Source organism: Haloechinothrix sp. LS1_15, assembly GCF_033042135.1.
Taxonomy (GTDB): domain Bacteria; phylum Actinomycetota; class Actinomycetes; order Mycobacteriales; family Pseudonocardiaceae; genus Haloechinothrix.
The window spans coordinates 47,985-69,390 of record NZ_WBXM01000008.1 but is presented as its reverse complement, the minus strand read 5'-3'; the positions used below and the strand labels follow the sequence as shown (position 1 = coordinate 69,390).

At 66.9% G+C, this 21,406-nt stretch carries 17 protein-coding genes, 2 tRNA genes and 1 pseudogene; 9 read left to right on the top strand and 11 right to left on the bottom strand.

Annotated elements, in window-relative coordinates:
* Positions 1-67: 67 nt before the first annotated feature.
* From gltX to F8178_RS13665, 5 genes are all read left to right on the top strand, one after another.
* Positions 68-1,564 (top strand): glutamate--tRNA ligase, encoded by a 1,497-nt coding sequence (gltX, locus tag F8178_RS13685; protein ID WP_317495157.1) that lies wholly within the window; start codon positions 68-70, stop codon positions 1,562-1,564.
* Between the two features lie 177 nt (positions 1,565-1,741).
* A complete protein-coding gene (locus F8178_RS13680; protein WP_317495156.1) occupies positions 1,742-2,437 on the top strand; it encodes an HAD family hydrolase in 696 nt (231 codons plus the stop codon).
* An 87-nt stretch (positions 2,438-2,524) separates the two neighbouring features.
* Positions 2,525-2,596 (top strand) — tRNA-Gln (locus F8178_RS13675).
* Between the two features lie 48 nt (positions 2,597-2,644).
* Positions 2,645-2,717: transfer RNA gene (locus F8178_RS13670), tRNA-Glu, on the top strand.
* Between the two features lie 213 nt (positions 2,718-2,930).
* Positions 2,931-3,569 (top strand): hypothetical protein, encoded by a 639-nt coding sequence (locus tag F8178_RS13665; RefSeq protein WP_317495155.1) that lies wholly within the window; start codon positions 2,931-2,933, stop codon positions 3,567-3,569.
* Here the strand turns inward: F8178_RS13665 and F8178_RS13660 are convergent.
* From F8178_RS13660 to F8178_RS13630, 7 genes are all read right to left on the bottom strand, one after another.
* A complete protein-coding gene (locus F8178_RS13660; RefSeq protein WP_317495154.1) occupies positions 3,553-5,058 on the bottom strand; it encodes a TRAP transporter large permease in 1,506 nt (501 codons plus the stop codon). The genes F8178_RS13665 and F8178_RS13660 overlap by 17 nt on opposite strands.
* 22 nt (positions 5,059-5,080) lie before the next feature.
* On the bottom strand, positions 5,081-5,554 hold the full coding sequence (locus F8178_RS13655) for a TRAP transporter small permease (protein WP_317495153.1): 474 nt from the start codon (positions 5,552-5,554) through the stop codon (positions 5,081-5,083).
* Between the two features lie 59 nt (positions 5,555-5,613).
* Entirely contained in the window at positions 5,614-6,912 is a 1,299-nt protein-coding gene (locus F8178_RS13650) for a hypothetical protein (RefSeq protein ID WP_317495152.1), read from the bottom strand.
* A 51-nt stretch (positions 6,913-6,963) separates the two neighbouring features.
* Positions 6,964-7,764, bottom strand: a complete 801-nt coding sequence (locus F8178_RS13645) for an SDR family oxidoreductase (protein ID WP_396345491.1) — start codon at positions 7,762-7,764, stop codon at positions 6,964-6,966.
* Between the two features lie 44 nt (positions 7,765-7,808).
* On the bottom strand, positions 7,809-11,117 hold the full coding sequence (locus tag F8178_RS13640) for a carboxyl transferase domain-containing protein (protein ID WP_317495151.1): 3,309 nt from the start codon (positions 11,115-11,117) through the stop codon (positions 7,809-7,811).
* A 110-nt stretch (positions 11,118-11,227) separates the two neighbouring features.
* Positions 11,228-11,869, bottom strand: a complete 642-nt coding sequence (locus tag F8178_RS13635) for a TetR/AcrR family transcriptional regulator (RefSeq protein ID WP_317495150.1) — start codon at positions 11,867-11,869, stop codon at positions 11,228-11,230.
* Between the two features lie 68 nt (positions 11,870-11,937).
* Positions 11,938-13,089, bottom strand: coding sequence for an acyl-CoA dehydrogenase family protein (locus tag F8178_RS13630; protein ID WP_317495149.1), 1,152 nt, complete (start codon positions 13,087-13,089; stop codon positions 11,938-11,940).
* 143 nt (positions 13,090-13,232) lie between these two features.
* Between F8178_RS13630 and F8178_RS13625 the strand changes: the two genes are divergently transcribed.
* Positions 13,233-13,859 (top strand): TetR family transcriptional regulator, encoded by a 627-nt coding sequence (locus tag F8178_RS13625; protein WP_317495148.1) that lies wholly within the window; start codon positions 13,233-13,235, stop codon positions 13,857-13,859.
* Between the two features lie 36 nt (positions 13,860-13,895).
* On the opposite strand, the gene F8178_RS13620 is transcribed toward F8178_RS13625, so the two are convergent.
* Complete coding sequence (locus F8178_RS13620) at positions 13,896-14,615, bottom strand: IclR family transcriptional regulator (protein WP_317495147.1); 720 nt, start codon at positions 14,613-14,615, stop codon at positions 13,896-13,898.
* A 193-nt stretch (positions 14,616-14,808) separates the two neighbouring features.
* Here F8178_RS13620 and leuC point away from each other — a divergent pair, with 193 nt between their 5' ends.
* From leuC to F8178_RS13605, 3 genes and pseudogenes are all read left to right on the top strand, one after another.
* Positions 14,809-16,278 (top strand): 3-isopropylmalate dehydratase large subunit, encoded by a 1,470-nt coding sequence (gene leuC, locus F8178_RS13615; protein WP_396345546.1) that lies wholly within the window; start codon positions 14,809-14,811, stop codon positions 16,276-16,278.
* A gap of 41 nt (positions 16,279-16,319) precedes the next feature.
* The gene (gene leuD, locus F8178_RS13610; protein WP_317495145.1) at positions 16,320-16,928 is read left to right on the top strand and encodes a 3-isopropylmalate dehydratase small subunit; all 609 of its coding nucleotides are present in this window, start codon (positions 16,320-16,322) and stop codon (positions 16,926-16,928) included.
* A gap of 307 nt (positions 16,929-17,235) precedes the next feature.
* Positions 17,236-17,442 (top strand): annotated as a pseudogene (locus tag F8178_RS13605) (HU family DNA-binding protein); the annotation flags it as partial.
* A 356-nt stretch (positions 17,443-17,798) separates the two neighbouring features.
* On the opposite strand, the gene F8178_RS13600 reads toward F8178_RS13605, so the two are convergent.
* From F8178_RS13600 to F8178_RS13590, 3 genes are all read right to left on the bottom strand, one after another.
* Positions 17,799-18,089, bottom strand: coding sequence for a hypothetical protein (locus tag F8178_RS13600; RefSeq protein ID WP_317495314.1), 291 nt, complete (start codon positions 18,087-18,089; stop codon positions 17,799-17,801).
* Positions 18,090-18,151: 62 nt separating this feature from the next.
* Positions 18,152-19,099: an NUDIX hydrolase gene (locus F8178_RS13595; RefSeq protein WP_317495144.1), complete on the bottom strand. Its 948-nt coding sequence runs from the start codon at positions 19,097-19,099 to the stop codon at positions 18,152-18,154.
* Positions 19,100-19,162: 63 nt separating this feature from the next.
* Complete coding sequence (locus F8178_RS13590; protein ID WP_317495306.1) at positions 19,163-21,298, bottom strand: RNA degradosome polyphosphate kinase; 2,136 nt, start codon at positions 21,296-21,298, stop codon at positions 19,163-19,165.
* Positions 21,299-21,406: the final 108 nt, after the last annotated feature.

The window sequence follows — 21,406 nt, the reverse complement described above, 5'->3', positions numbered from 1 at the left end:
GGCTCGTTGGGTACACCACAGGTACCCGAGGGGCCCTTCGGCTCGCGGCCGCTAGGCTGGGTGCGTGATGAGTGAGCGTCAAGCCGTACGGGTTCGTTTCTGCCCATCGCCCACCGGGACACCGCACGTGGGCCTGATCCGCACCGCGCTGTTCAACTGGGCCTTCGCCAGGCACAACGGGGGCAGCCTGGTGTTCCGGATCGAGGACACCGACGCGTCCCGCGATTCGGAACAGGCCTACCAGGCACTGCTCGACGGCCTACGGTGGCTGGGGCTCGACTGGGACGAGGGGCCTGAGGTGGGCGGTGCCTACGGGCCATACCGGCAGAGCGAGCGCGGCCACCTCTACGCCGATATCGCCAAACGGCTGCTGGAGGCCGGCGAGCTGTACGAGGCGTACTCCACTCCTGAGGAGGTGGCCGAGCGCCGCAGGGCGGCGGGTCAGGACCCGCAGCTGGGGTACGATAATCACGACCGCTACCTGACGGAGCAGCAACGGGCAGAGCTGCGGGAGCAGGGCCGCACCCCGGTGCTGCGCCTGCGCATGCCGGACGAGGACGTGACCTGGCACGACCTGGTCCGCGGTGAGATCACCTTCCAGGCGGGGACCGTTCCTGACCCGGTGCTGGTGCGGGGAAACGGCGACCCGCTCTACACTCTCACCAACCCGGTCGACGACGCGCTGATGGACATCACGCACGTGCTGCGGGGTGAGGACCTGCTGCCGTCCACCCCGAGGCAGATCGCGCTCTACCGGGCACTGACCCGCATCGGGGTGACCACCGGCCGCCCGGAGTTCGGGCACCTGCCCTACGTCACGGGTGAGGGCAACAAGAAGCTGTCCAAACGCGATCCGCAGTCGAACCTGTTCCACCATCGTGATCGCGGCTTCATCCCGGAAGGGCTACTGAACTACCTTGCGCTGCTCGGCTGGTCGATCGCCGATGACCGGGACGTCTTCACCGTCGACGAGCTCGTCCAGGCATTCGACATCCGCAAAGTCAGCGCGAACCCCGCCCGGTTCGACGTGAAGAAGGCCGAGGCGATCAACGCCACCCACCTGCGGGCGCTGGACGTGGCGGACTTCACCGAGCGGATGCTCCCGTACCTGATCGCGGCCGGCGTGCTCGACCCGTATCCCTCGGACAGCGACCTGGAGACACTCCGAGCCATCGCGCCGATGGTGCAGGAACGGGTGACCGTGCTCTCCGAGGCAGGCCCGCTGGTGCGGTTCCTGTTCGTCGACGAGGCGGGCTTCGAACCGGAGGAATCCGCCTCGTCGAAGGCCCTGACCTCGGACGCGCTCCCGCTGCTCGATGCCGCGATCGCCGCACTGGAGGCGATGTCGGCATGGCGGACCGAGGAGATCGAGAACACGCTGAAGGACGCGCTGGTCGAAAGGCTCGGTTGGCGACCCCGCAAGGCGTTCACGCCGATCCGGGTCGCGGTAACCGGGCGCACGGTGTCCCCCCCGCTGTTCGAGTCGATGGAGATCCTCGGGCGCGAGCGCTCGCTGGCGCGACTGCGGAAAGCTCGGGAACGGGCGGCCAACGCGGCTGCTTGACCGTGTCAGTTCGGGACTTCACCTCGTTGGCCGAATCGGACAACGGCGTTCACCCTCTAGTCTCACCGGGTGGAGTTCGCGAGTCCCCTTTCTGCTGAGACGCATCACACAGTCCGAGACGGTTCGGCCAGCGCCGTCCCCCCGTTCGATACCTGGCCATCGCCCCGACTACGCGCCGTGTGCTTCGATATCGATGACACGCTCGTCGATTTCACCGCAGCATCACGGCAAGCGCTGGCCAGCATGATCGGCAGGGACGACATGTGGCCGATCTGGGAGCGCGTCACCGAGGAGCACGTGGCGCAGGTGGTGAGCGATCGGCTCGATTACGCGTTCGTCCACCGGCAGCGCACCAGATGCTTTCTCGCCGAACTCGGTGTCGACATGGCCGACGAGGACGCCGCGCGGTTCGAGCGCAGGCGCGCCGCCCTGGCGCAGTGCTACTGGAGCATTTACCCGGACGTGTTGCCGTGCTTGGAGTGGCTGCGCTCCTGTGGTGTCGCGATGGTCGCGGTGACCAATGCCTCGGGGACACATCAGCGGAAGAAGCTCGACATGCTCGGACTGTCGCGGTTCTTCAGCCATGTCGTCATCGCGGGTGAGATCGGCGCCGCCAAACCGGATCCGTTGATCTTCCACTCGGCGTGTGCCGCCGTGGGTTGCGAGCCGGACCAGGCAGTCCATATCGGCGACAAGCTGCGTGCGGACGCCGCAGGCGCCGCGCGCGCCGGGCTCCAGGCCGTTTGGCTGGATCGTCACCAGTGGCGCGACCAGGAGGTTCCGGACGGGGTGCGAGTCATCGCGACGCTCGCCGACCTTCCCGAGCTGCTGATGGCCGAACACGGCAGGACGGCGGTACCCGCCCCGCGCTGACGCGGCCCTCGCTAGGTCCCTACCCCCGGTTGCGGGCGGTTAGTGACCGTGGGCTACTATTTTAGGCGGCAACAACGCCGAAGCCCTTGGGGTATGGTGTAACCGGCAGCACGACTGATTCTGGTTCAGTTAGTTCAGGTTCGAATCCTGGTACCCCAGCTGCGGAGCCACGAAAGGCAACTGCTAGGTTGTTCTCAGTGCGCTTCAGCCCCCGTCGTCTAGCGGCCTAGGACGCCGGCCTCTCACGCCGGTAGCGTGGGTTCGAATCCCATCGGGGGTACCTAGTACCGATAGCCGCGGTCCGTCGATCGACTTGGTCGATGGACCGCGGTTTTTCGTGCGCTGTGCCGGGCAGTGAGCGACGTGCGATGTCTACAGTGGTATCGCCGGTCGGATCAGCGAGGAGATACTCCGGAAACCGCCCATCCGTACCGGTCGATCCGTTAAGGTGTGGCGGGGCAAGCACAGCCGCACGATCGAGGGGGCTCCAGCCATGAGCGATCCGTACGCGCGACCGGGAGGTCAACAGGGCGGACCGACGCCGTATGCCGAGCAGTACTACCCATCGCAACAGCCCGGCTACTCGCCGCATCCAGGGTACCCGCAGCAGCACCAGCAGTGGCAGCCGGGACACCCGGGGTATCCGGGGCATCCCGGTATGACAGGGACCGGGGGTGGCGGGCGGATGCCGCGGCCGGGCTCGGTGCTGGCGGGAGCGATCATGACCTACATCGGCAGTGGCCTGCTGATGCTGTTCGGGCTCTTCGTCTTGGTCGGGGTGACCGCGGGTGGGAGCGAGTTCGCCACCGGCTTCGCCGAGGGCGCGGGGTTCGACGTCAGCCCGGGAACGGTGCAGGCTGTCGCGATCGGTGCGGGGATCGGTGTGCTGGCTCAGGGTGGGGTGTTGCTCGTCTCAGCAGTGCTGGCGCAGCGGGGCAGCAACGCGTGGCGCATCGTGCTGACCGTGATCGGCGCGCTCAACGTTGCGTGGAACCTCTTCCAACTGTTCACCGGCGACGCCAGCATCCTTCCGGTGACGGCCTATGTCGGTGTCGCCGTCGCGCTGTTCTGGTCCGCTGCCGCCAACGAGTGGTATCGCTCGCAGCGTGCGCCGGTCAGCCGTCCATCATGAGATCGGGGAGTGTGGTGGCGATGTCCGGGTAGGCGATGAGGATCAGGATGAAGGCGATGGCGACCGGCAGGAACCAGCCGATCGCGCGGAAGACGTCGCCGAGCGTGATCCGCTGTCCCAGGTTGACCTCCGGGTCGGCGGTGATGGAGTGGATGATGAAGGCCAGGATCCCCACCGGTGGGGTGATCACCGCGAGTTCGGCCATGAGCACGGCGAAGACACCGAACCACAGCAGCGAGATATCCAGGGTCTCGAGGGTGGGGATGAGCAACGGGACGGTCAGCAGCATCATGGACAGTGGGTCCATGAACATGCCCATCACCAGGTAGGCCACCATCATCAGCAGCAGGAACTCCACTCTGCCGAGGCCTACGTCGGCGACCCAGTCGGAGAAGCCTGCCGCTACGCCGGAGACGGCGAGCAACCTGGCGAAGATATAGGCGCCGACGATGATGAACAGGATCGCGCCGATCACGCGCACCGTGTCGGTGGCCGCCGCTCGCACCGCCCCGATGGGCTTGTCGGCGCGTTTGTACCACAGCGCCAACAACACCGCCCCGAATGCTCCCGCGGCACCCGCTTCGGTGGCGGTCAGCACGCCCGCGAACATGCTGCCGAGCACGACAGTGATCAGCACGGGAACCGGCCAGATCCGGGCGGCCGAGAGCAGCCGCTCCGTCCAGCTCGACACGATCGCGGCGGCACCGCTACCGCGACCACTGATAGCCGGCCGTGCTAGGCAGAGGGCCAGGATGGTGATCCCGAAGCAGGCGGCGAGCAGCAGTCCGGGGCCGATACCCGCGATGAGCTGCGGCCCGACAGGTACCTCGGCGATCCCTGCGTAAATCACCAGCATGATGCTCGGCGGGATGAGCTGCCCGCCGAGCCCGGCGACCACGATGGATCCCACCGCGAGGCGGCGGTGGTAGCCTGCGTTGAGCATCTCCGGGATTCCGATTCGGGCGAGCGCGTAAGTGGTGCCCAATGTGGACCCAGACACTGCTGCCATGCCCGCGCCAGCCGCGTTGGTGCCGATCGCCAGCCCGCCAGGCAACCAGCCGAGCCAGTGTCGCGCCGCGACGTAGATCTTGTTCGAAATTCCCGAGCGCCAGAGCAACAGTCCCATGAGCACGAACATGGGCAGGACGCTGAGTGTCCATGAGGCGACCGCATCGTAGGGGATCGAGGCCATGACGTTGGCGACGGCGCGCTCACCGCGCAGTGCGTAGAGGCCGAGCAGACCCGAGACCGAGAGTGCGGCCGCGACCGGCACCTTGATGAACATCAGCACGATCAGCAGCCCGATGCCGCCGACGCCGACCACCTCGCTCGGAGCGTCGAGGAACATGATCCCGACACAGCCAGCAACCAGCACCGGAACGGCAATGCGGGTGGTCCAGATCCGCTTGGCGGAATAGCCGTGGCTGTCTCGCGATACCCCGCCGGGGCTGCCGGGACTCGCGGTGACGGCGGTGGGATCGACGGTCATGTGCGTTCCTCACGTGCTCGTCTCAGTTCAGTACTCCCTCGCCTGCCTGCTCCGTATGTGCCGCATCGGGGTCACGCGTGCGGAACGTGGCGATGGCATCGATGACGAGTCGTGCGGCGAAGAGGGTGAAGCCAAGAGGTACGACGAACAGCACCGGCCAGATGACGATGTTGGCGACACCCGCGGTCAGACCGAGCTGCACGGCCTCGATGGCTTCCAGCAAGCCGTGATAGGCGAAACCGACGCACAGTGCGATGAGCAGCACCTGCCCGGCGAGCTGGAGCTCGAGCTGGTTGGTACGCGGCAGCCTGTCGAACACCAGACGTGCCTCGATATGCGATCCACTCCGTTGCGCGAAGTAGAAACCGAGAAACGCCACGATCGGGAGGTACCAGTAGCCGACGTACTCGTTGGTCCCGGTGATGGGACTGCCCGCCAGGTAGCGGAGCAGGGCGTTGGCCACGGTGTGCACCATCAGCAGGAGCAGTGCGGTCACCGCGACCAACTGTCCCGCCCTGTTCACGGCAGCGCGCCAGCGCATCGTGTGCTGCTACCTCACTCTTCCGGCCGGTGCTCGTCGAGGATTTCGTCGTAAAGCCGGTCGATGAACGGCTCCAGATCGACCTCGTTCTCCGCGTACCACTCCGCGAACCCGTCGTAACCGACCTCGTCGGAGTAGCCGAGCTCCTCGGTCACGATCTCGTACCAGACATCCAGTGAGTCGGACAGTTCGGACACCAGTGCATTGCCGTCGGCTAGCGCGTCGGTATCGCGCACCCCAGCCAGGATCTCCTCGTTCGCGCTCTCGAGTGCCGCACGTGCGTCCGGTGAGAGCTCGGAGACGGAGGCACCTGCCTCGTCTATCGTGGACAGGCCATCCGCGACTCCCTGCCACACGCCCTCGCGGAACATCTCGGTGAGGAACACGTCGCGCTTGTCGTGTAGTAACTGTTGCGCGGCCAGCGGCAGCTGCTCCCATGTCGCCATGCTCATAGCAATGCCGTACGGAGTCTTGGCCATGCCGACCTCGGAGTCGATGATGTACTCGGAGGCCACGGGGAGGATCCCGGTCATGTCGGCGATCCAGAGATTGGCAACAGCGCAATCGGCCACCCCGCGCTGCAAGGCTTCGTACATCTCGGTGAGGTCGAGCGAGACGGGGGACATGCCGAGCGCCTCGACCTGGCCTGCGTGGACGTGGGCGGCGATCCTAGCCTGCGCACCTGACATGTCCTCGAGCTCGGTGCGCTGCTCCGTGCACGCCATGCCGACCCGGTCGCTCGGTGCGTAAGGCAGCACGGGGTACATGTCGTTGTCGGTGTACTCCTCCATGATCTCCGGAGAGTCGAAGGCTGCCTCGAGGAAGGCCGCGTTGGTCTGCAGCGTGCCGACGACCGGGCTCTGCTCACCGAGAAAGGTCGCATCGATCAGGGCGTTGTTGGCCGGATACCGGGAAGGGTCGTACAACACGGGCACGTAGCTCATATCGAGCCTGCCGTCGGCGAGGGCGTCGCCGATCTCACCTGGCTCTGCGACCGAGTTGTTGTACGCGATGTCCAGAGTGACCTTTCCACCGGACCATTCCTCGAGGACCTCGGCGTACGCTTCGGTCGCGGCACTGACGACCGATCCCGGTCCGCTCGAGGTCTGGCTGACGAGCTCGACGGGCTCCATATCCGCGAGCGCTTCTTGGTACTCCTCGGGAGATGCCTCGGGTGGTACGCCTGGTCCGCCCGCGGACTCCTGCTGGCTCCCCGGGCCGGTACAGGCGCCCAACACCAGTGCTGCCGTGATCGTCGCAGGCAGCACGGACAAGCCGTGTCTGCGCCGTCGCCCCCACACTCCTGTGGTCATGATGACGTCTCCAGTGAGCTCGTGCGGTGTGTGCTGTGCGATGGACCATACCTACTGGTCGGTTTGTCGTCCAGAGGTCGGCAGCGTCTCGATGCGCTGTTGCATCCGCCGCATGGCCCCCAGCCAGTCCTCGGTGGCCGTCGCGCGAGTCGCGTAGTATCCCGCTACCTCGGGATGCGGCAGGATCAGGAACCGGTCGTCGCCGAGGGCCTCCCAGAAGGTGTCGGCAACCTGTTCGGGTTCGATCGCCGAATCGCCGAGCACGGCATGCCCGGCGGTGCCCTCCTCCGGCAGCATCCTAGTGCGCACACCCTGGGGGCACAGGCACTGCACGGTGATCCCGCGATGCGCGTAGGTCACCGACAGCCACTCGGCGAAGGCCACCGCGGCGTGCTTGGTCACCGAGTACGGCGCCGAACCCAGCATCGTGAGCAGGCCAGCGGCCGAGGCGGTGACGACGAACCGGCCGTGTCCCCGCGCCAGCCATGACGGCAGGAGCTCGGTCGCAGCCCTGACATGAGCCATCACGTTGACCTCCCAGGATCGCCGCCAGACCGCCTCCGCCGCGTCGGGACCACCCTGTTCGGCGATGCCCGCGTTGGCGCAGAAGAGATCGATCTCGCCGAGCTGATCCCGGGAACGGGCTACCAGCTCGCGCGCTCCCGCCGCGCTGGCGGCATCGCCCGGCACGGCGTACCCGCCGATCTCGGCTGCGACGGCGCACGCGGCCTCCGCGTCGAGGTCGTTGACGACCACGCGTGCTCCCCCCTCGGCGAGCCTCGTGGCCAGCGCCTTGCCGATGCCGTTGCCGCCACCGGTGACGACAGCTGCCGCGCCCGCGATTTCGATCATGATCAGCATCTCCTCCCGTTGCGTGACTTCGTTGCCTGCTGCTGTTACCAGGTGTCGACGAACGGCCTGCCGCCGGGCGGAGGCGGGTGCCCGGACAGCAGCGTGGCGATCCACCGGCGGGATTCCGTCGGGTCGATCACGTCGTCGATCTCGAACGCCGAGGCGACGTGCGCGGCTCGTCCCCGCTCGTAGGCCTCGGCGACCATGGCGTCGAAGGCGCGCTCGCGTTCCTCCCGGTCGGTGATCGCATCGAGCTCCTTCCGGTAACCGAGCCGCACCGCGCCCTCTAATCCCATCGGTCCGAGCTCGCCGGTCGGCCAGGAGACGAGGAAGCGAGGACTGCGAAAGCCGCCGTAGGCCATAGCTTGCGCGCCGAGTCCGTAGGCCTTGCGCAGCACGATGGTGCCGCACGGCACGGTCAGGCTCGCTGCCGTGACGAACATCCGGCTTACATGCCTGACAGCGGCCGCTCGCTCCGAGTCCGGCCCGACCATGAACCCCGGAGTGTCTACCAGCGACACGACTGGGATCCCGAATGCCTCGCACAGTTGCAGGAACCGTGCAGCCTTGTCGGCAGCCGGTGCGTCGACCGCGCCGCCCAGACTGCCAGGATCGTTGGCGAGTATCCCCACGGACCTGCCGTCGACTCGGGCGAGGCTGGTGACGATGTTCGGTGCGAAGTCCCCGCGGAGCTCCAGCACGGAAGCCGTGTCGGCCAGGGTTTCGATCAACGCACGCACGTCGTACACGCGCTTGCGGTTCTCCGGTACCGCCTCTCGTAGCACGCGCTGGTCGCAGATGTCACCGTGGTCGAGCGGTCCCTGGAAGTACGACAGGTACTTTCTGGCGACAGCGACCGCGGCCACGTCATCCTCGACGAGCACATCGATGACACCGTTGGCACATTGGACCTCCGCCGGTCCGATGTGCTCGGGCCGGAAACTGCCGAGTCCGGCTCCGTCGATCATGGCAGGTCCACCCATGCCGATGGTGGCATCGATAGTGGCAATGATGACATCAGAGCAGCCGAGCAACGCTGCGTTGCCCGCGAAGCATCGGCCGGAAGCGATACCGACGAGCGGCACGGTTCCGCTCAACGTGGCGTATCGAGCGAAGGATTCACAGTCTAGTCCAGTTACCCACGCACCGTCGGTGTCGCCAGGGCGTCCGCCACCGCCCTCGGCGAACAGCACAACCGGCAGGCGCTCCCGTTCGGCGATCGAGAACATGCGGTCCTTCTTGGCGTGACCGCGTGTTCCTTGCGTTCCGGCCAGTACTGTGTAGTCGTACGACATGGCAATCACACGTGAACTGTCTGATCCGAACAGTTCTGAATTGACGGTTCCGATACCCGCTACCAGACCGTCGGCCGGGGTGTTCTCGGCGAGGTCTTCGGCCGATCGCCTGCTGCGCTGCGCGGCTACGGTGAGGGGGCCGTACTCCAGGAAACTGTCGGTGTCGCACAGGTCGGCGAGATTCTCCCGCGCGGTGCGGCGGCCCTCGCGGTGGCGCCGGGCTACCGCCTCGGGCCGGGCGTGATCGGTGGTCAGCGCGTGGCGACGATACGTGTCCGCCAGATCACCCCTGATCCTGCCGGGATCGGCGTGCCGGGAGCCGTCGCCGGTCGCCCCGGTGCGGCTTGTGCCGATAGCGGTTCCGGTCGTCACCAGCCGTACGAGTGGCTGACCGGCACCTGCTACCTCCCCGGGTTCTGCGAGTAGTTCGTGTACCGTACCCGCGGCGCTCGCCACGATCGGATGCTCCATTTTCATGGTTTCGAGCACCAGTACTGTCTCCCCGCACGCCACAGGGGTGCCCTCGGTCGCCGCGGCCGAGACCACGGTTCCGGTCACCGGAGCGTGGAGGACGATCTCGCCGTTGCTCGCATTGGACGGTGCGGTAGCGGTATCGGCGGTGGCACGGTGCCGATGCTCCCCGGTGGCATGGTCATCCCCGGAGAGCGCGTCGAAGTACTCGTCGATAAGTCCGGTATGGACGTTCCATGTCAAAATGTCTCGCCGTGTGAGGAGTTCTGTCATGCGATCCTGGTTGGTTCCCAACCCGGTAATATGGAACTCGCGTACGGCGCCACGCAGGCGGTCGAGCACGGCACCGAGATCGCCGGAGCTGTCACGGGTGATGACCTTCGCGAGGAGGCTGTCGTAGCGGGCGGTGATCCGGTAACCGGCGTAGCCGTATCCATCCACACGCACTCCCGGGCCACCGGGCGGGGTGTAGGCGGCCAGCGTTCCCGCGCTGGGCACGGGGGTGCCGTCCGGTCCCGGTTCCTCGGCATTGATGCGTGCCTGCGCGGCGATCCCGTGAGCCTGCCGGGTATGCGGAACGGTCCCGGTGGGCAGGTCGAGATCGGCGAGGGTGGCGCCCGAGGCGACGCGGAGCTGGGCACACACCAGGTCGATGCCGGTGACCTCCTCCGTCACTGTGTGCTCCACCTGCAACCGGGGATTGACTTCGAGGAAGTAGGGCTGCGCGGCGGCGTGAGCAGCGTCGCTGCCGAGCAGGAACTCCACGGTACCGAGGCTCCGGTAATTCGCTCGCGAGGCGATGGCCAGGGCGGCTTCGCCCAGCGCGCGGCGTGTCTCGGGGTCCAGCAGGGGAGCGGGAGCGATCTCGACGAGCTTCTGCCTGCGATACTGGAGACTGCAGTCACGATCACCGAGCACGGAGATATCGCCGGTGGCGTCGCCGAGTAGCTGGACCTCGATGTGGCGGGCGCGCGGCAGGTACCGCTCGAGGAACACCTCGGTGCCGCCGAACGCCCCGCTCGCGGCAGCACGGCAGCGTTGCATGGCCTCGGCCAACTCGCCCCTGTCGTGTACCACCTGGAGGCCGGTACCGCCACCCCCGGAGCGTGCCTTGACCATGATCGCCACATCCGGTGGGAGCGCGTCGAGGAACTCCGTGGCATCGGCGGGCGAGTGGATGGGGGTGGAACCGGGAAGCACGGCGACGCCCACCTTCTCGGCGAGCTGCCGTGCCCGTGCCTTGTCGCCGAGGGTAGCCACGGTCTCGGGATCGGGGCCGACCCATACCAGCCCGGCATCGACGCATAGCCGGGCGAACCGCGCGTTCTCGGCGAGGAAGCCGTAGCCGGGATGGACCGCGTGGCAACCCGATGACCGGGCCGCCTCAAGAATCGCATCACCATCGAGGAAGGCCGCTGCGCCGCTACCTGGCAGCGGGATCACCTCGTCGGCGAGCTCGGCGTGCAGGCACGCGCCGTCGTCCAGGGACGCGACGGTCACCGCGGTCATCCCGAGCGATCGGGCGGCTCGGATGATCCTTACCGCGATCTCACCCCGGTTGGCCACCAGTACCCGCTCGACCCGCACCCGCGCCACCTCACGTATCCCACCGGCTATAGCGATGACCGACTAGTTGGTATGGAGGAGGCTACGGAGCTCGGTGCGGCCGTGCAAGATCCGGCCGGGTGCGCCGCGGGTCAGGGTCGTAGTGCGGCCAGTAACAGGTCCGCGAAGTACTCGCCGACGTCGGTGGCGCTGAGCCTGCCGTCCTTGCGGTACCAGGTGCTCAGGTGGTGGACCGAGCCGAAGTGGTAGTCGACGACCAGATCAGCGGGAATGTCGTCGCGGAACTCACCGCTGTCCTGGCCTTCCTTGATCAGCGCGAGGAAGCGTTCGTGATACCGGCGTCGCTCGGCGCGCACCTGGGCCTGCTTGTCGGGGTGGAGCTGGTGCAGTGAACGCCAGAAGATCTTGGTGTCGTCGAAGTTGGCGATGCTGGTCTCCACCACGTCCACCGTGGCGTGCCGGATCCGCTCGACGAGCGGGCGGTCGGTGGCCGCGATACGCTCGAGCTGGGCGGTCTGCATCCGCAGCAACCGCCCGTAGATCTCGTAGAGGAGATCGTCCTTCGAGTCGAAGTAGTGGTACATCGCACCTTTGGTGACACCTGCGGCATCTACAATGGACTGAACCGAGGTGCTCTCGAAGCCGTGTTCGGCGAAGAGCTCGGTAGCGGCCTCGACCAGCCGTGCGGGTACCTCGCCCGAGCGGGCACGGCCGCGTGTTGCCGCCGGTCCGTCCGGGTTTTCGGGCTCGATGCCTGTCGCTGCGCTGCTCATGACCAAAGGCTACCGACCAGTCGGTTCCAGCGCTTCCCGCGGGCCACCCCCGCGGGAAGCGCCGCGCGTCAGGTAAAGGCGTTGACGCCGGTGAGTGCTCGCCCGATGAGCAGTTTCTGTACCTGGCTCGTCCCCTCGTACAGTGTCATCACGCGCGCATCACGGAGGTACTTGCCCACCGGATACTCGTCGATGTACCCGTATCCTCCGAAGACTTGGATGGCCTGGTTGGCTGCGTTCACCGCGTTCTCGGTGGCGTGCAACTTCGCCATGGACGCCTCGGTGCCGATCGGCTCGGATCGGTCGGCGAGATCGGCGACCCGCCACACCAGCAACCGTGCCGCGTCGGTGGCCACGGCCATGTCGGCGAGCATCTCCTGTACGAGCTGGAAACTCGCGATGGGCCTGCCGAACTGGTTGCGTTCGCCCGCGTAGCGCACGCTTTCCTCCAGTGCGCCACGGGCCAGCCCGACGCAGCCCGCCGCAACGGACATCCGCCCCTTGTCCAGCGCCGCCATCGCGATCTTGAAGCCCGTCCCCTCCGCGCCGAGCATGGCATCGTCAGGAACGCGCACCGCATCCAACGTGAGCTCACCGGTGGACTGCCCGCGCAACCCCAGCTTGCCGGTGATCTCGGTGTGCCCGAAGCCCGGCGTGTCGGTGGGGACGAGGAAGGCAGAGATCCCCCTGGGGCCCGGCTCGCCGGTGCGCGCGAAGACCAGCGCGAGGTCGGCCCATGTGCCGTTGGTGATGAACATCTTCGAGCCGTTGATGACCCAGTCGTTGCCGTCCCGGTCGGCCTTGGTGTGTAGGTTCGCCGCGTCCGAGCCGGTTTCCGGCTCCGTCAACCCGAAGCAGGCGAGCGAGGTCCCTGAGCACAGGGGCGGGAGCCATCGCTGCTTCTGCTGCTCGCTGCCGAACGTGAGGATGGTCTTGGCGACAAGGCCGAGCGAGACCGACACGATGCCGCGCACAGAGGAATCACCACGGCCGAGCTCTTCCATCATCAGGCAGTAGTCCAGGTGGTTACCGCCCGCGCCGCCGTAACGTTCCGGCACCGTCAGGCCGAGGAACCCCACGGTGCCGAGCTTGTCGACGATGCCGCGGTCGACGGACTCGACTCTGTCCCACTCCTGACGGTTCGGCACGATCTCGGCGTCGACGAAGTCGCGTGCCGTCGCGCGCAGGGTGTGTTGCTCGGGGGTGAGGGAGAGATCCATGGCCACCTCGCTGACGATGCCTTACGGTGTTAGGTATCGTCAGCTTAGGAGCTGCCGCAGCCACCGCACAACCGGGCGGCACGTGCCGGGCACCGGGTGCATCGCTGTTGGACGGCACGGCCGCGCCACGGAAGGAGCTCACCATGCCCAGCCCGTCCCGGGTCAGCAAGCAGGTGATCCGCGCCACGGCGCTGGCGATGATCGATCGTGACGGTCTCGACGGGCTGTCCATGCGCAAGCTCGCCGCCGAGCTCGACGTGCAGGCGCCCTCGCTCTACGGTTACTTCGCCACCAAGGACGAGCTGCTGCACGAGATCGCCGACGAGATCATGGCCGAGGTGGACACCAGCGACTTCGCCTGTGGCGACTGGATGCGGGGGCTGCGCACCTGGGCGCGTTCCTACCGGGCCGCACTGGCCGCGCACCCCAACATGGTGCCGTTGCTCGCGTCGGGACCCGGTAGGCGAGAGGTCGCGCTGGCGCGCGCCGACGCGGTGCACGGTGGACTGGTCGTCGCAGGATGGCCGCCCCGCTACGCGACCATGATCGGCGCATCGACCAAGTACCTTGTCCTCGGCGCCGCGCTCGGCTCGTTCTCCCGGGGATTCACCGAGGATGTGCAGGTCTACTTCGACCGCTACCCGAACCTCGCGCAGGCACACCGGCTCGCCAAGTACGCCGACGAGATCGACACGGGGAGCTTCGAGCTCGCGCTCGACGCGTTCCTGCTTGGCTTGCAGTCACTGTATGCCGAGGTGGCGACCCGTTGACCCGGCTGTAGTGCCGCAGCCGGGTACGGCGGGGTGCTACAGGTGTTGGGTGAGATCCTCCGCCGCCGCGAGCAGATCAGTGGCCCACCGTACGCCCGGCTTGCGTCCGATCCGGTCGGTCGGCCCGGAGATGGACACGGCGGCCACCACGGCACCCGTGGAATCGCGTACCGGGGCCGACACACTGGCCACTCCCGGCTCCCGCTCAGCGACACTCTGCGCCCAGCCACGCCTGCGTACCTCGAGCAGCGTGCGTTCACCGTAGACGGCGTCGGCCAGTAACGAGCGTTGTGTCTGCGGATCGGTCCATGCCGCGAGCACTTTCGCGCCCGAGCCCGCGCTCATCGGCAGCCGGGCGCCGACGGGGACGGTGTCGCGCAACCCGCTCGGTGGTTCCGCGGTGGCGACGCAGACGCGTTGCTTCCCGTCTCTGCGGTACAGCTGAACGCTCTCGCCGGTGGCGTCCCGGAGTTTCGGCAACACCGTGCTCGCCGCGTCGAGGAGCGGATCGGTGGCCGCTCCCGCCAGCTCGGCCAGCGCGGAGCCGGGGCGCCACCGGCCGTCCGGGGTGCGCCGCAGCAGCCGATGCGCCTCCAGTCCCGCGGCGAGCCGGTGCGCCGTCGCACGGGGAAGTCCCGTACGGCTGCAGAGCTCCGCGAGGCCGCACGGCTCGTCCGCCACCGTTTGCAATACGGCGACGGCTTTGTCGAGTACTCCGATACCGCTGTGCTGGTTCGACGCGCTATCCTGTCCCACAACGCGATACTATAGTCCCGAATAATGAGAAGTCCATCCACCGACGCTCGGTGGGCGCCTCGGGCCCCGCTGCCGTGAGTGATCCCACATCGGGATCGCCGGTGCGGGAGGCGCATCACCCGATTCCGGGCGATCTGTAGGCGTCGCCGAGCCCCTGTGTCCCTGTACGAGGAGTTTGTGCATCGTGGCAACCCTGACGAACCGGGCCGATGGGCCCGATAGCGCACCATCCCGAGCCGGCGACTCCGACACGCCGGGTGAGCCTCGCACGCTCGCCGAGAAGGTGTGGGACTCCCACGTCGTGCGGCGTGGCGAGGGAGCCGAACCCGATCTGGTCTACATCGACCTCCACCTCGTCCACGAGGTCACCAGCCCGCAGGCCTTCGAAGGGCTCCGGCTGGCAGGAAGGCAGGTCCGCAGGCCTGATCTCACGATCGCGACCGAGGATCACAATGTCCCGACCGTCGACACCGAGTTGCCGATCGCCGATCCCGTGTCGCGTACGCAAGTGGACACGCTCCGTGCCAACTGCGCCGAGTTCGGTGTCCGCCTGCATCCCATGGGCGATGTCGAGCAAGGCATCGTGCACGTCATCGGGCCGCAGCTGGGGTTGACCCAGCCGGGCATGACGGTGGTGTGCGGCGACAGCCACACCTCGACGCACGGCGCGTTCGGCGCGATGGCCTTCGGTATCGGCACCTCCGAGGTGGAGCATGTGCTGGCCACCCAGACGTTGCCGTTGCGGCCGTTCAAGACCATGGCGGTGAACGTCTCGGGTGAGCTACGGCCCGGTGTGACGGCGAAGGACATCATTCTCGCCGTCATCGCCAAGATCGGTACCGGTGGTGGCCAGGGCTACGTGCTGGAGTATCGCGGCAGTGCCATCGAGTCGCTTTCGATGGAAGCACGGATGACGATCTGCAACATGTCGATCGAAGCCGGAGCTCGTGCCGGGATGATCGCCCCGGACGAGACGACGTTCGCGTACCTGGCCGACCGTCCCCACGCCCCTCGGGGCGAGCAGTGGGAGGAGGCCGTCGCCGCCTGGCGGGAGCTGAGTACCGATCCCGGCGCGCGGTTCGACGCCGAGGTGAACATCGACGCGAGCTCGCTGACACCGTTCGTGACCTGGGGAACGAATCCCGGGCAAGGGCTGCCGCTTTCGGAGTCGGTGCCGGATCCCGAACTCATCGCCGATGAGACGGAACGCTTCGCCGCCGAGAAGGCTCTGGCTTACATGGACCTGCGACCGGGAACGCCGCTGCGGGAGATCGCGGTGGACACTGTCTTCCTCGGCTCGTGTACCAACGGCAGGCTGGAAGACCTCCGTGCCGCAGCCGAGGTGTTGCGCGGCCGCACGGTCGCCGACGGAGTGCAGATGCTGGTGGTGCCCGGATCCATGCGCGTGCGCGAAGCAGCGGAAGCCGAAGGGCTCGACCGGATCTTCCGTGAGTCGGGCGCGCAGTGGCGGCAGGCGGGATGCTCGATGTGTCTCGGGATGAATCCCGACCAGCTCCAACCCGGCGAGCGCAGCGCCTCCACCTCGAACCGTAATTTCGAAGGCAGGCAGGGCAAGGGCGGCCGCACGCACCTGGTTTCCCCGCTGGTCGCCGCAGCGACCGCGGTCAGGGGAACGTTGTCGAGCCCGGAAGACCTCACCTGAGGCACCGACCACCGCACGCGTCACCGAGAAAAAGGGACATCATGGAACCATTCACCACCCACACCGGGGTCGGCGTCCCACTGCGCCGATCCAACGTAGACACGGATCAGATCATCCCGGCCGTTTACCTCAAGCGGGTCTCCCGGACGGGGTTCGAGGACGGGTTGTTCGCCGCCTGGCGCAATGACGAGAGCTTCGTGCTGAACCAGGAGCCTTTCCGGAACGGTAGCGTGCTGGTAACGGGTCCGGACTTCGGGACGGGCTCGTCGCGCGAGCACGCCGTGTGGGCGCTGATGAACTACGGGTTCCGCGTCGTGATCTCCTCGCGCTTCGCGGACATCTTTCGAGGTAACTCCGGCAAGCAAGGGCTGCTCACCGCAGAGTGCGAGCAGTCTGATGTAGAGCAGCTCCTGAAGATACTGGAGAACGATCCCGGCACCGAGGTGACCGTCGATCTCGAGGAGAAGGTCGTCCGGGCGAAGGACTTCGTCGCGCGTTTCGGCATCGACGACTACACCCGCTGGCGCTTGCTCGAAGGATTGGACGATATCGCGCTGACCCTTCGTCACGCGGACGACATCGATAGGTTCGAGGCGAACCGGCCCGGCTACAAGCCCGTCACGAGCGCTCCGGCTGAGCGCTCCGGCTGAGTCAGCGGCTTCACACGATCCAGCAGCCGCCCGCTCCCGTACGGGAACGGGCGGCTGTTGCTGTTTCGGGCGGCGTTCCGGTCGGGATACGGTCGATCCGCGGCGGAATGCCGGGCAGACGCAGGAGCCTCAACGGAGCGCGACTTGGCCGCGATCGGCCTGAATCACCCCCCGATGGGGTGGTGATTCACCGAAGTCGCAGGGGAAGTGAGGCCGTGTCGTGTGGAATTTGTAGGCTGTTCCTAATACCGTGACGATTTGAGTCGGCCGGTAGGGCCGTGACATCAAGGTTCTTCGGAGGACTGGAATGGCGAACAAGACGGATCTGGTTGAGGCGCTCTCCGAGCGCATCGGTGATAAGAAGGTCGCGAGCGAGGCGGTGGACAACCTCGTCGACATCATCATCCGCACGGTCAACAAGGGAGAGAAGGTCAACATCACCGGATTCGGTGCCTTCGAGAAGCGTGCTCGCGCCGCTCGTACGGCGAGGAATCCGCAGACCGGCGAGACGGTGCGGGTGAAGAAGACCAACGTGCCTGCCTTCCGCCCTGGCACGGCGTTCAAGGAGGTCGTCAGCGGCAAGCGGAAGTTGCCGAGGGCCAGCACGCAGCGTTCGACGACGAAGTCGACGGCCGCGAAGTCGACCACGACCCGCTCCGCGGGCCGTGCGCCCACCTCGCCGGGCACCAGTACCCGCCCGGCGAAGCGGACGAGCACCAGCGGTACCGCGGCGAAGGCGGCAACCAAGTCGACCCAGAAGGCGACCACCAAGACCGCAACCGCATCGAAGTCGAGCACGGCGAAGTCCTCGCCGAAGACGACGACGAGGAAGACCTCGGCGGCAAGCACGAAGCAGGCGGCGACCAAGACTCAGTCGAAGCCTGCGACCAAGTCGACCTCGCGTGCGAGCACGGCGAAGTCCTCGCCCAAGGCGACGAGCACGGCGAAGTCGACGTCGAAGGGCACCACGAAGTCCAGCACCCGGTCGGGCACGAAGTCGAGCTCGGCGGGGACCACCGCGCGGAAGTCCACCGCGAAAAAGAAGTAACGTCGCCACCGCGACGTCAGCGACACGAACGCTGCGCCACCGAACTCACGAGGATCGTCCCTACCTCGCCAGAGGTCGGTGGCGCAGCGTTGTCGTTGCGGGACGTCGCTCACACGCGCTCACTTCGGCGCACAGTCGACGCACACAGCTCAGCTCGCCGGTACCTCGCTGGCCATCACCGGCGAGGTGAGGGTAATGGGTTCGGGAAGTAATCGGCGTCTCTGAGCACGTGTCCCGACCCGTTCGGGTCATGGCTGAACGTCAGCACCCACAGGGATCCCTTCTTGCTCGGCGCGCTTCGCAACGGAAGATCGCCGTGTTCGGCCAGGGTGTGGACAACGCCGGGAATCACGCCACCCTGGCTGCACACCAGCGGGGTCCGCGAGCCGGCGACGAGTTCGAGTAACCGGTGCAGCGTCTTGTCGGGATCCTCGGTGTAGCCTTCCTCTGTCAGCAGCGGCTCGTGGACGACGTCGATGCCCAGCTCGGTAGCCACGCCGCGAACCGTCTGTACGCAACGCAGCCGCGGCGCCGAATGCACCTGTTCAGGGCCGAACAGCGGCAGCAGCCGGGAGAGCGCGTCGGCCTGTCGTAACCCCGCTTCGGAGAGCGGGCGGAGATCGTCGTCGCCGTCCCAGTGCTCGCGCTTGCCCGCTTTGGCGTGCCGCACGAGGAGGAGTTTCGGAGAGCCGGGCGGGATCCGGGTGAACTCATCGAGCACAGCGCGCTCGGTGTCGTAGGTCAGGGTCTGGTATGCCTCGGAAGGCGCCATCCAGCGCAGCTGATCTACTTCGGAGTTGGCAAGGAAGTCTCCCCCGGTGGCCCGCGCGCTGTAGTACCGGACCGTCTTGGGGACGGTCCGATCCCCGTCACCGGTGGCGACTTGGTAACGGATGGTACTGACGTGACGGTCGAGCACGCAGTCGGAGCCCGTCTCCTCCCGGACCTCCCGTACGGCCGCGGCGGGGGCGGTTTCGGCTGGGTCGAGCTTTCCTTTCGGAAGCGACCAGTCGTCGTACCGTGGGCGATGCACGACGGCGAGCCGGACGTTCCCGCTGCCGTCGGATCTCCAGAGGACCGCGCCTGCCGCGTGGATCTCGAGCTGCTTCTCGAGTGATGTCACTACCCTTCCTTTCTCGAAAGCTGCTCGGCGCTCCGAGCCGGTCGTCGACTGCCGAGTTCGGGGTCAACTCACCGCCTTGTGCGTGGCGAGAAGCTCACTCTGGTGATCGCGAACCTCCGAGGAAGCCGAAGGGGAGGGTGTCCATTCTCCTGTGGGGCCCAGTGCCCAGCACCGCGTGGCCGGATCGAGCGCGGAAGCGAAGATGTCGTCGAGCTGCGCGGTCAGTGCCGGGTCGATCACCTTGACCAGGACCTCGATGCGGCGGTCGAGGTTGCGGTGCATCATGTCGGCGCTTCCGATCCAGTACTGCTGGCTGCCTGCGAACCGGAAGATGCGGGAGTGTTCGAGGAATCTTCCGAGGATGGAGCGGACCGTGATGTTCTCGCTGAGGCCTGCGACACCCGGCTTGAGCGAGCACGTGCCACGTACCACGATGTCGACGCTCACTCCGGCCTGCGATGCCTCGTACAGCCCGTCGATGATCTGCTCGTCGACCAGCGAGTTGACCTTGATCTGGATACCGGCTCGCCTACCTTGCCGCGCGGCTGCCGTCTCGCCCGCGATGGCGCGGAGGATGCCGCGGCGGATGCCGTGGGGTGAGGTCAGGATGTTGCGGTACCGGCCCTGTCGCGCGTAGCCGGTCAGCACGTTGAACAGGTCGGTCAGGTCGGCGCCCACGCCGTCGTTGGCCGTCAGCAGCCCGAGATCCTCATAGAAACGGGCGGTTTTCGGGTTGTAGTTGCCGGAACCGATGTGGCAGTAACGGCGGATGCGAGGGCCTTCCTGCCGTACCACCAGTGAGACCTTGCAGTGTGTCTTGAGCCCGACCAGCCCGTAGACTACGTGCACGCCCGCGCGTTCGAGGGTGCGCGCCCAGGAGATGTTCGCCTGCTCGTCGAAACGCGCCTTGATCTCGACCAACGCGACTACCTGCTTGCCCGCCTTGGCCGCCTCGATCAGCGCCTCCACGATCGGCGAATCGCCCGAAGTGCGGTAGAGCGTCTGCTTGATGGCCAGTACGTGTGGGTCGGAGGCCGCCTGCTCGATGAACCGCTGCACGCTGGTGGAGAACGAGTCGTAGGGATGGTTGACGAGGACGTCCCCCTCACGCAGGGTGGCGAAGACGCTCTTGGGAGTTTCCCCTTCGGCGAAAGCTGGATGCGTGGCAGGTACGAACGGCGGGAACCGGAGCTCCTTGCGATCGATCTCGCTGAGCTGGTCCAGGCAGGTCATGTCGATCAGCCCGGGGACGGCGACGACGTCGTAGGGATCGACCTCGAGCTCGCGGAGCAACAACTCGAGCATGTGCTCGCTCATGTCCTTTTCGACCTCGAGCCGTATCGGCCTGCCGAAGCGGCGCTGCGCGAGCTCGCGTTCGAGCGCCTGCAGCAGGTCCTCGTCCCGGTCCTCCTCGACCTCGAAGTCGGCGTTGCGCGTCACCCGGAATACGTGATGCTCGATCACTTCCATGCCGGTGAACAGCTCGCGCAGGTGCGCCGCGATGAGCTCCTCCAGCGGCAGGAAAGTCGCCCCGGACTCCGGATCGCTTTCCAGCCGGATCAGTCGCGGTACGTTGTTCGGGACCTTCACCCTGGCGAAACGCTCGGTGCCCGCGTCGGGATCGCGTACGGTGACCGCGAGGTTCAGCGATAGCCCGGAGATGTAGGGGAATGGATGTGCGGGATCCACGGCCAGCGGCGTCAGCACCGGGAATATATGGTCGTTGAAATAGACCGATAGCCGGGAGCGCTCGATGTCGGTGAGTTCGCCCCAGCGAACGATCCGGATCCCCTCGGCTTCCAGCTCGGGCCGGACCTGCTCCTCGAACACGGCCGTCTGCCGCGACACCAGGTCCTGGTTCCGCTTCGCGATGTAGGCCAGCTGCTCGCGTGGCGACAGACCGTCGGCACTGCGCACCCCGAGCCCGGTCTCGTGCCTGCGCTTCAGCCCGGCGACCCGCACCATGTAGAACTCATCCAAATTGGAAGCGAAGATCGCGAGGAACCGCGCCCGCTCTAACAGCGGTTGCGAGCCGTCCTCGGCGAGCGCGAGCACGCGCGCGTTGAAGTCCAGCCAGGACAGCTCCCGGTTGAGGTAACGGTCCTCCGGGAGCGAATCGAGCAACTCGCCCGAATCGGACGGCGTGACCGCAGGCGGCGCGGACGGCACGGTATGGGCCTCACCCGGCTGATCGTCGATCGTTCCCGGTTCATCCTGGGCATCGCCCTCATCACTTGGGTGCGCGGCTTCTGGCTGGGCGTCGTCCTGCTGGCCGTCTCCGGGTGCGTGCCGCACCTGCCTGCTGGT

What these genes read in the sequence shown, in the direction of transcription:
- gltX (WP_317495157.1), top strand. Translation starts at nt 68, where the DNA reads ATGAGTGAGCGTCAAGCCGTACGGGTTCGTTTCTGCCCATCGCCCACC.
- F8178_RS13665 (WP_317495155.1), top strand. Translation starts at nt 2,931, where the DNA reads ATGAGCGATCCGTACGCGCGACCGGGAGGTCAACAGGGCGGACCGACG.
- F8178_RS13660 (WP_317495154.1), bottom strand. Translation starts at nt 5,058, where the DNA reads ATGACCGTCGATCCCACCGCCGTCACCGCGAGTCCCGGCAGCCCCGGC.
- F8178_RS13650 (WP_317495152.1), bottom strand. Translation starts at nt 6,912, where the DNA reads ATGACCACAGGAGTGTGGGGGCGACGGCGCAGACACGGCTTGTCCGTG.
- F8178_RS13645 (WP_396345491.1), bottom strand. Translation starts at nt 7,764, where the DNA reads ATGATCGAAATCGCGGGCGCGGCAGCTGTCGTCACCGGTGGCGGCAAC.
- F8178_RS13635 (WP_317495150.1), bottom strand. Translation starts at nt 11,869, where the DNA reads ATGAGCAGCGCAGCGACAGGCATCGAGCCCGAAAACCCGGACGGACCG.
- F8178_RS13630 (WP_317495149.1), bottom strand. Translation starts at nt 13,089, where the DNA reads ATGGATCTCTCCCTCACCCCCGAGCAACACACCCTGCGCGCGACGGCA.
- F8178_RS13625 (WP_317495148.1), top strand. Translation starts at nt 13,233, where the DNA reads ATGCCCAGCCCGTCCCGGGTCAGCAAGCAGGTGATCCGCGCCACGGCG.
- leuD (WP_317495145.1), top strand. Translation starts at nt 16,320, where the DNA reads ATGGAACCATTCACCACCCACACCGGGGTCGGCGTCCCACTGCGCCGA.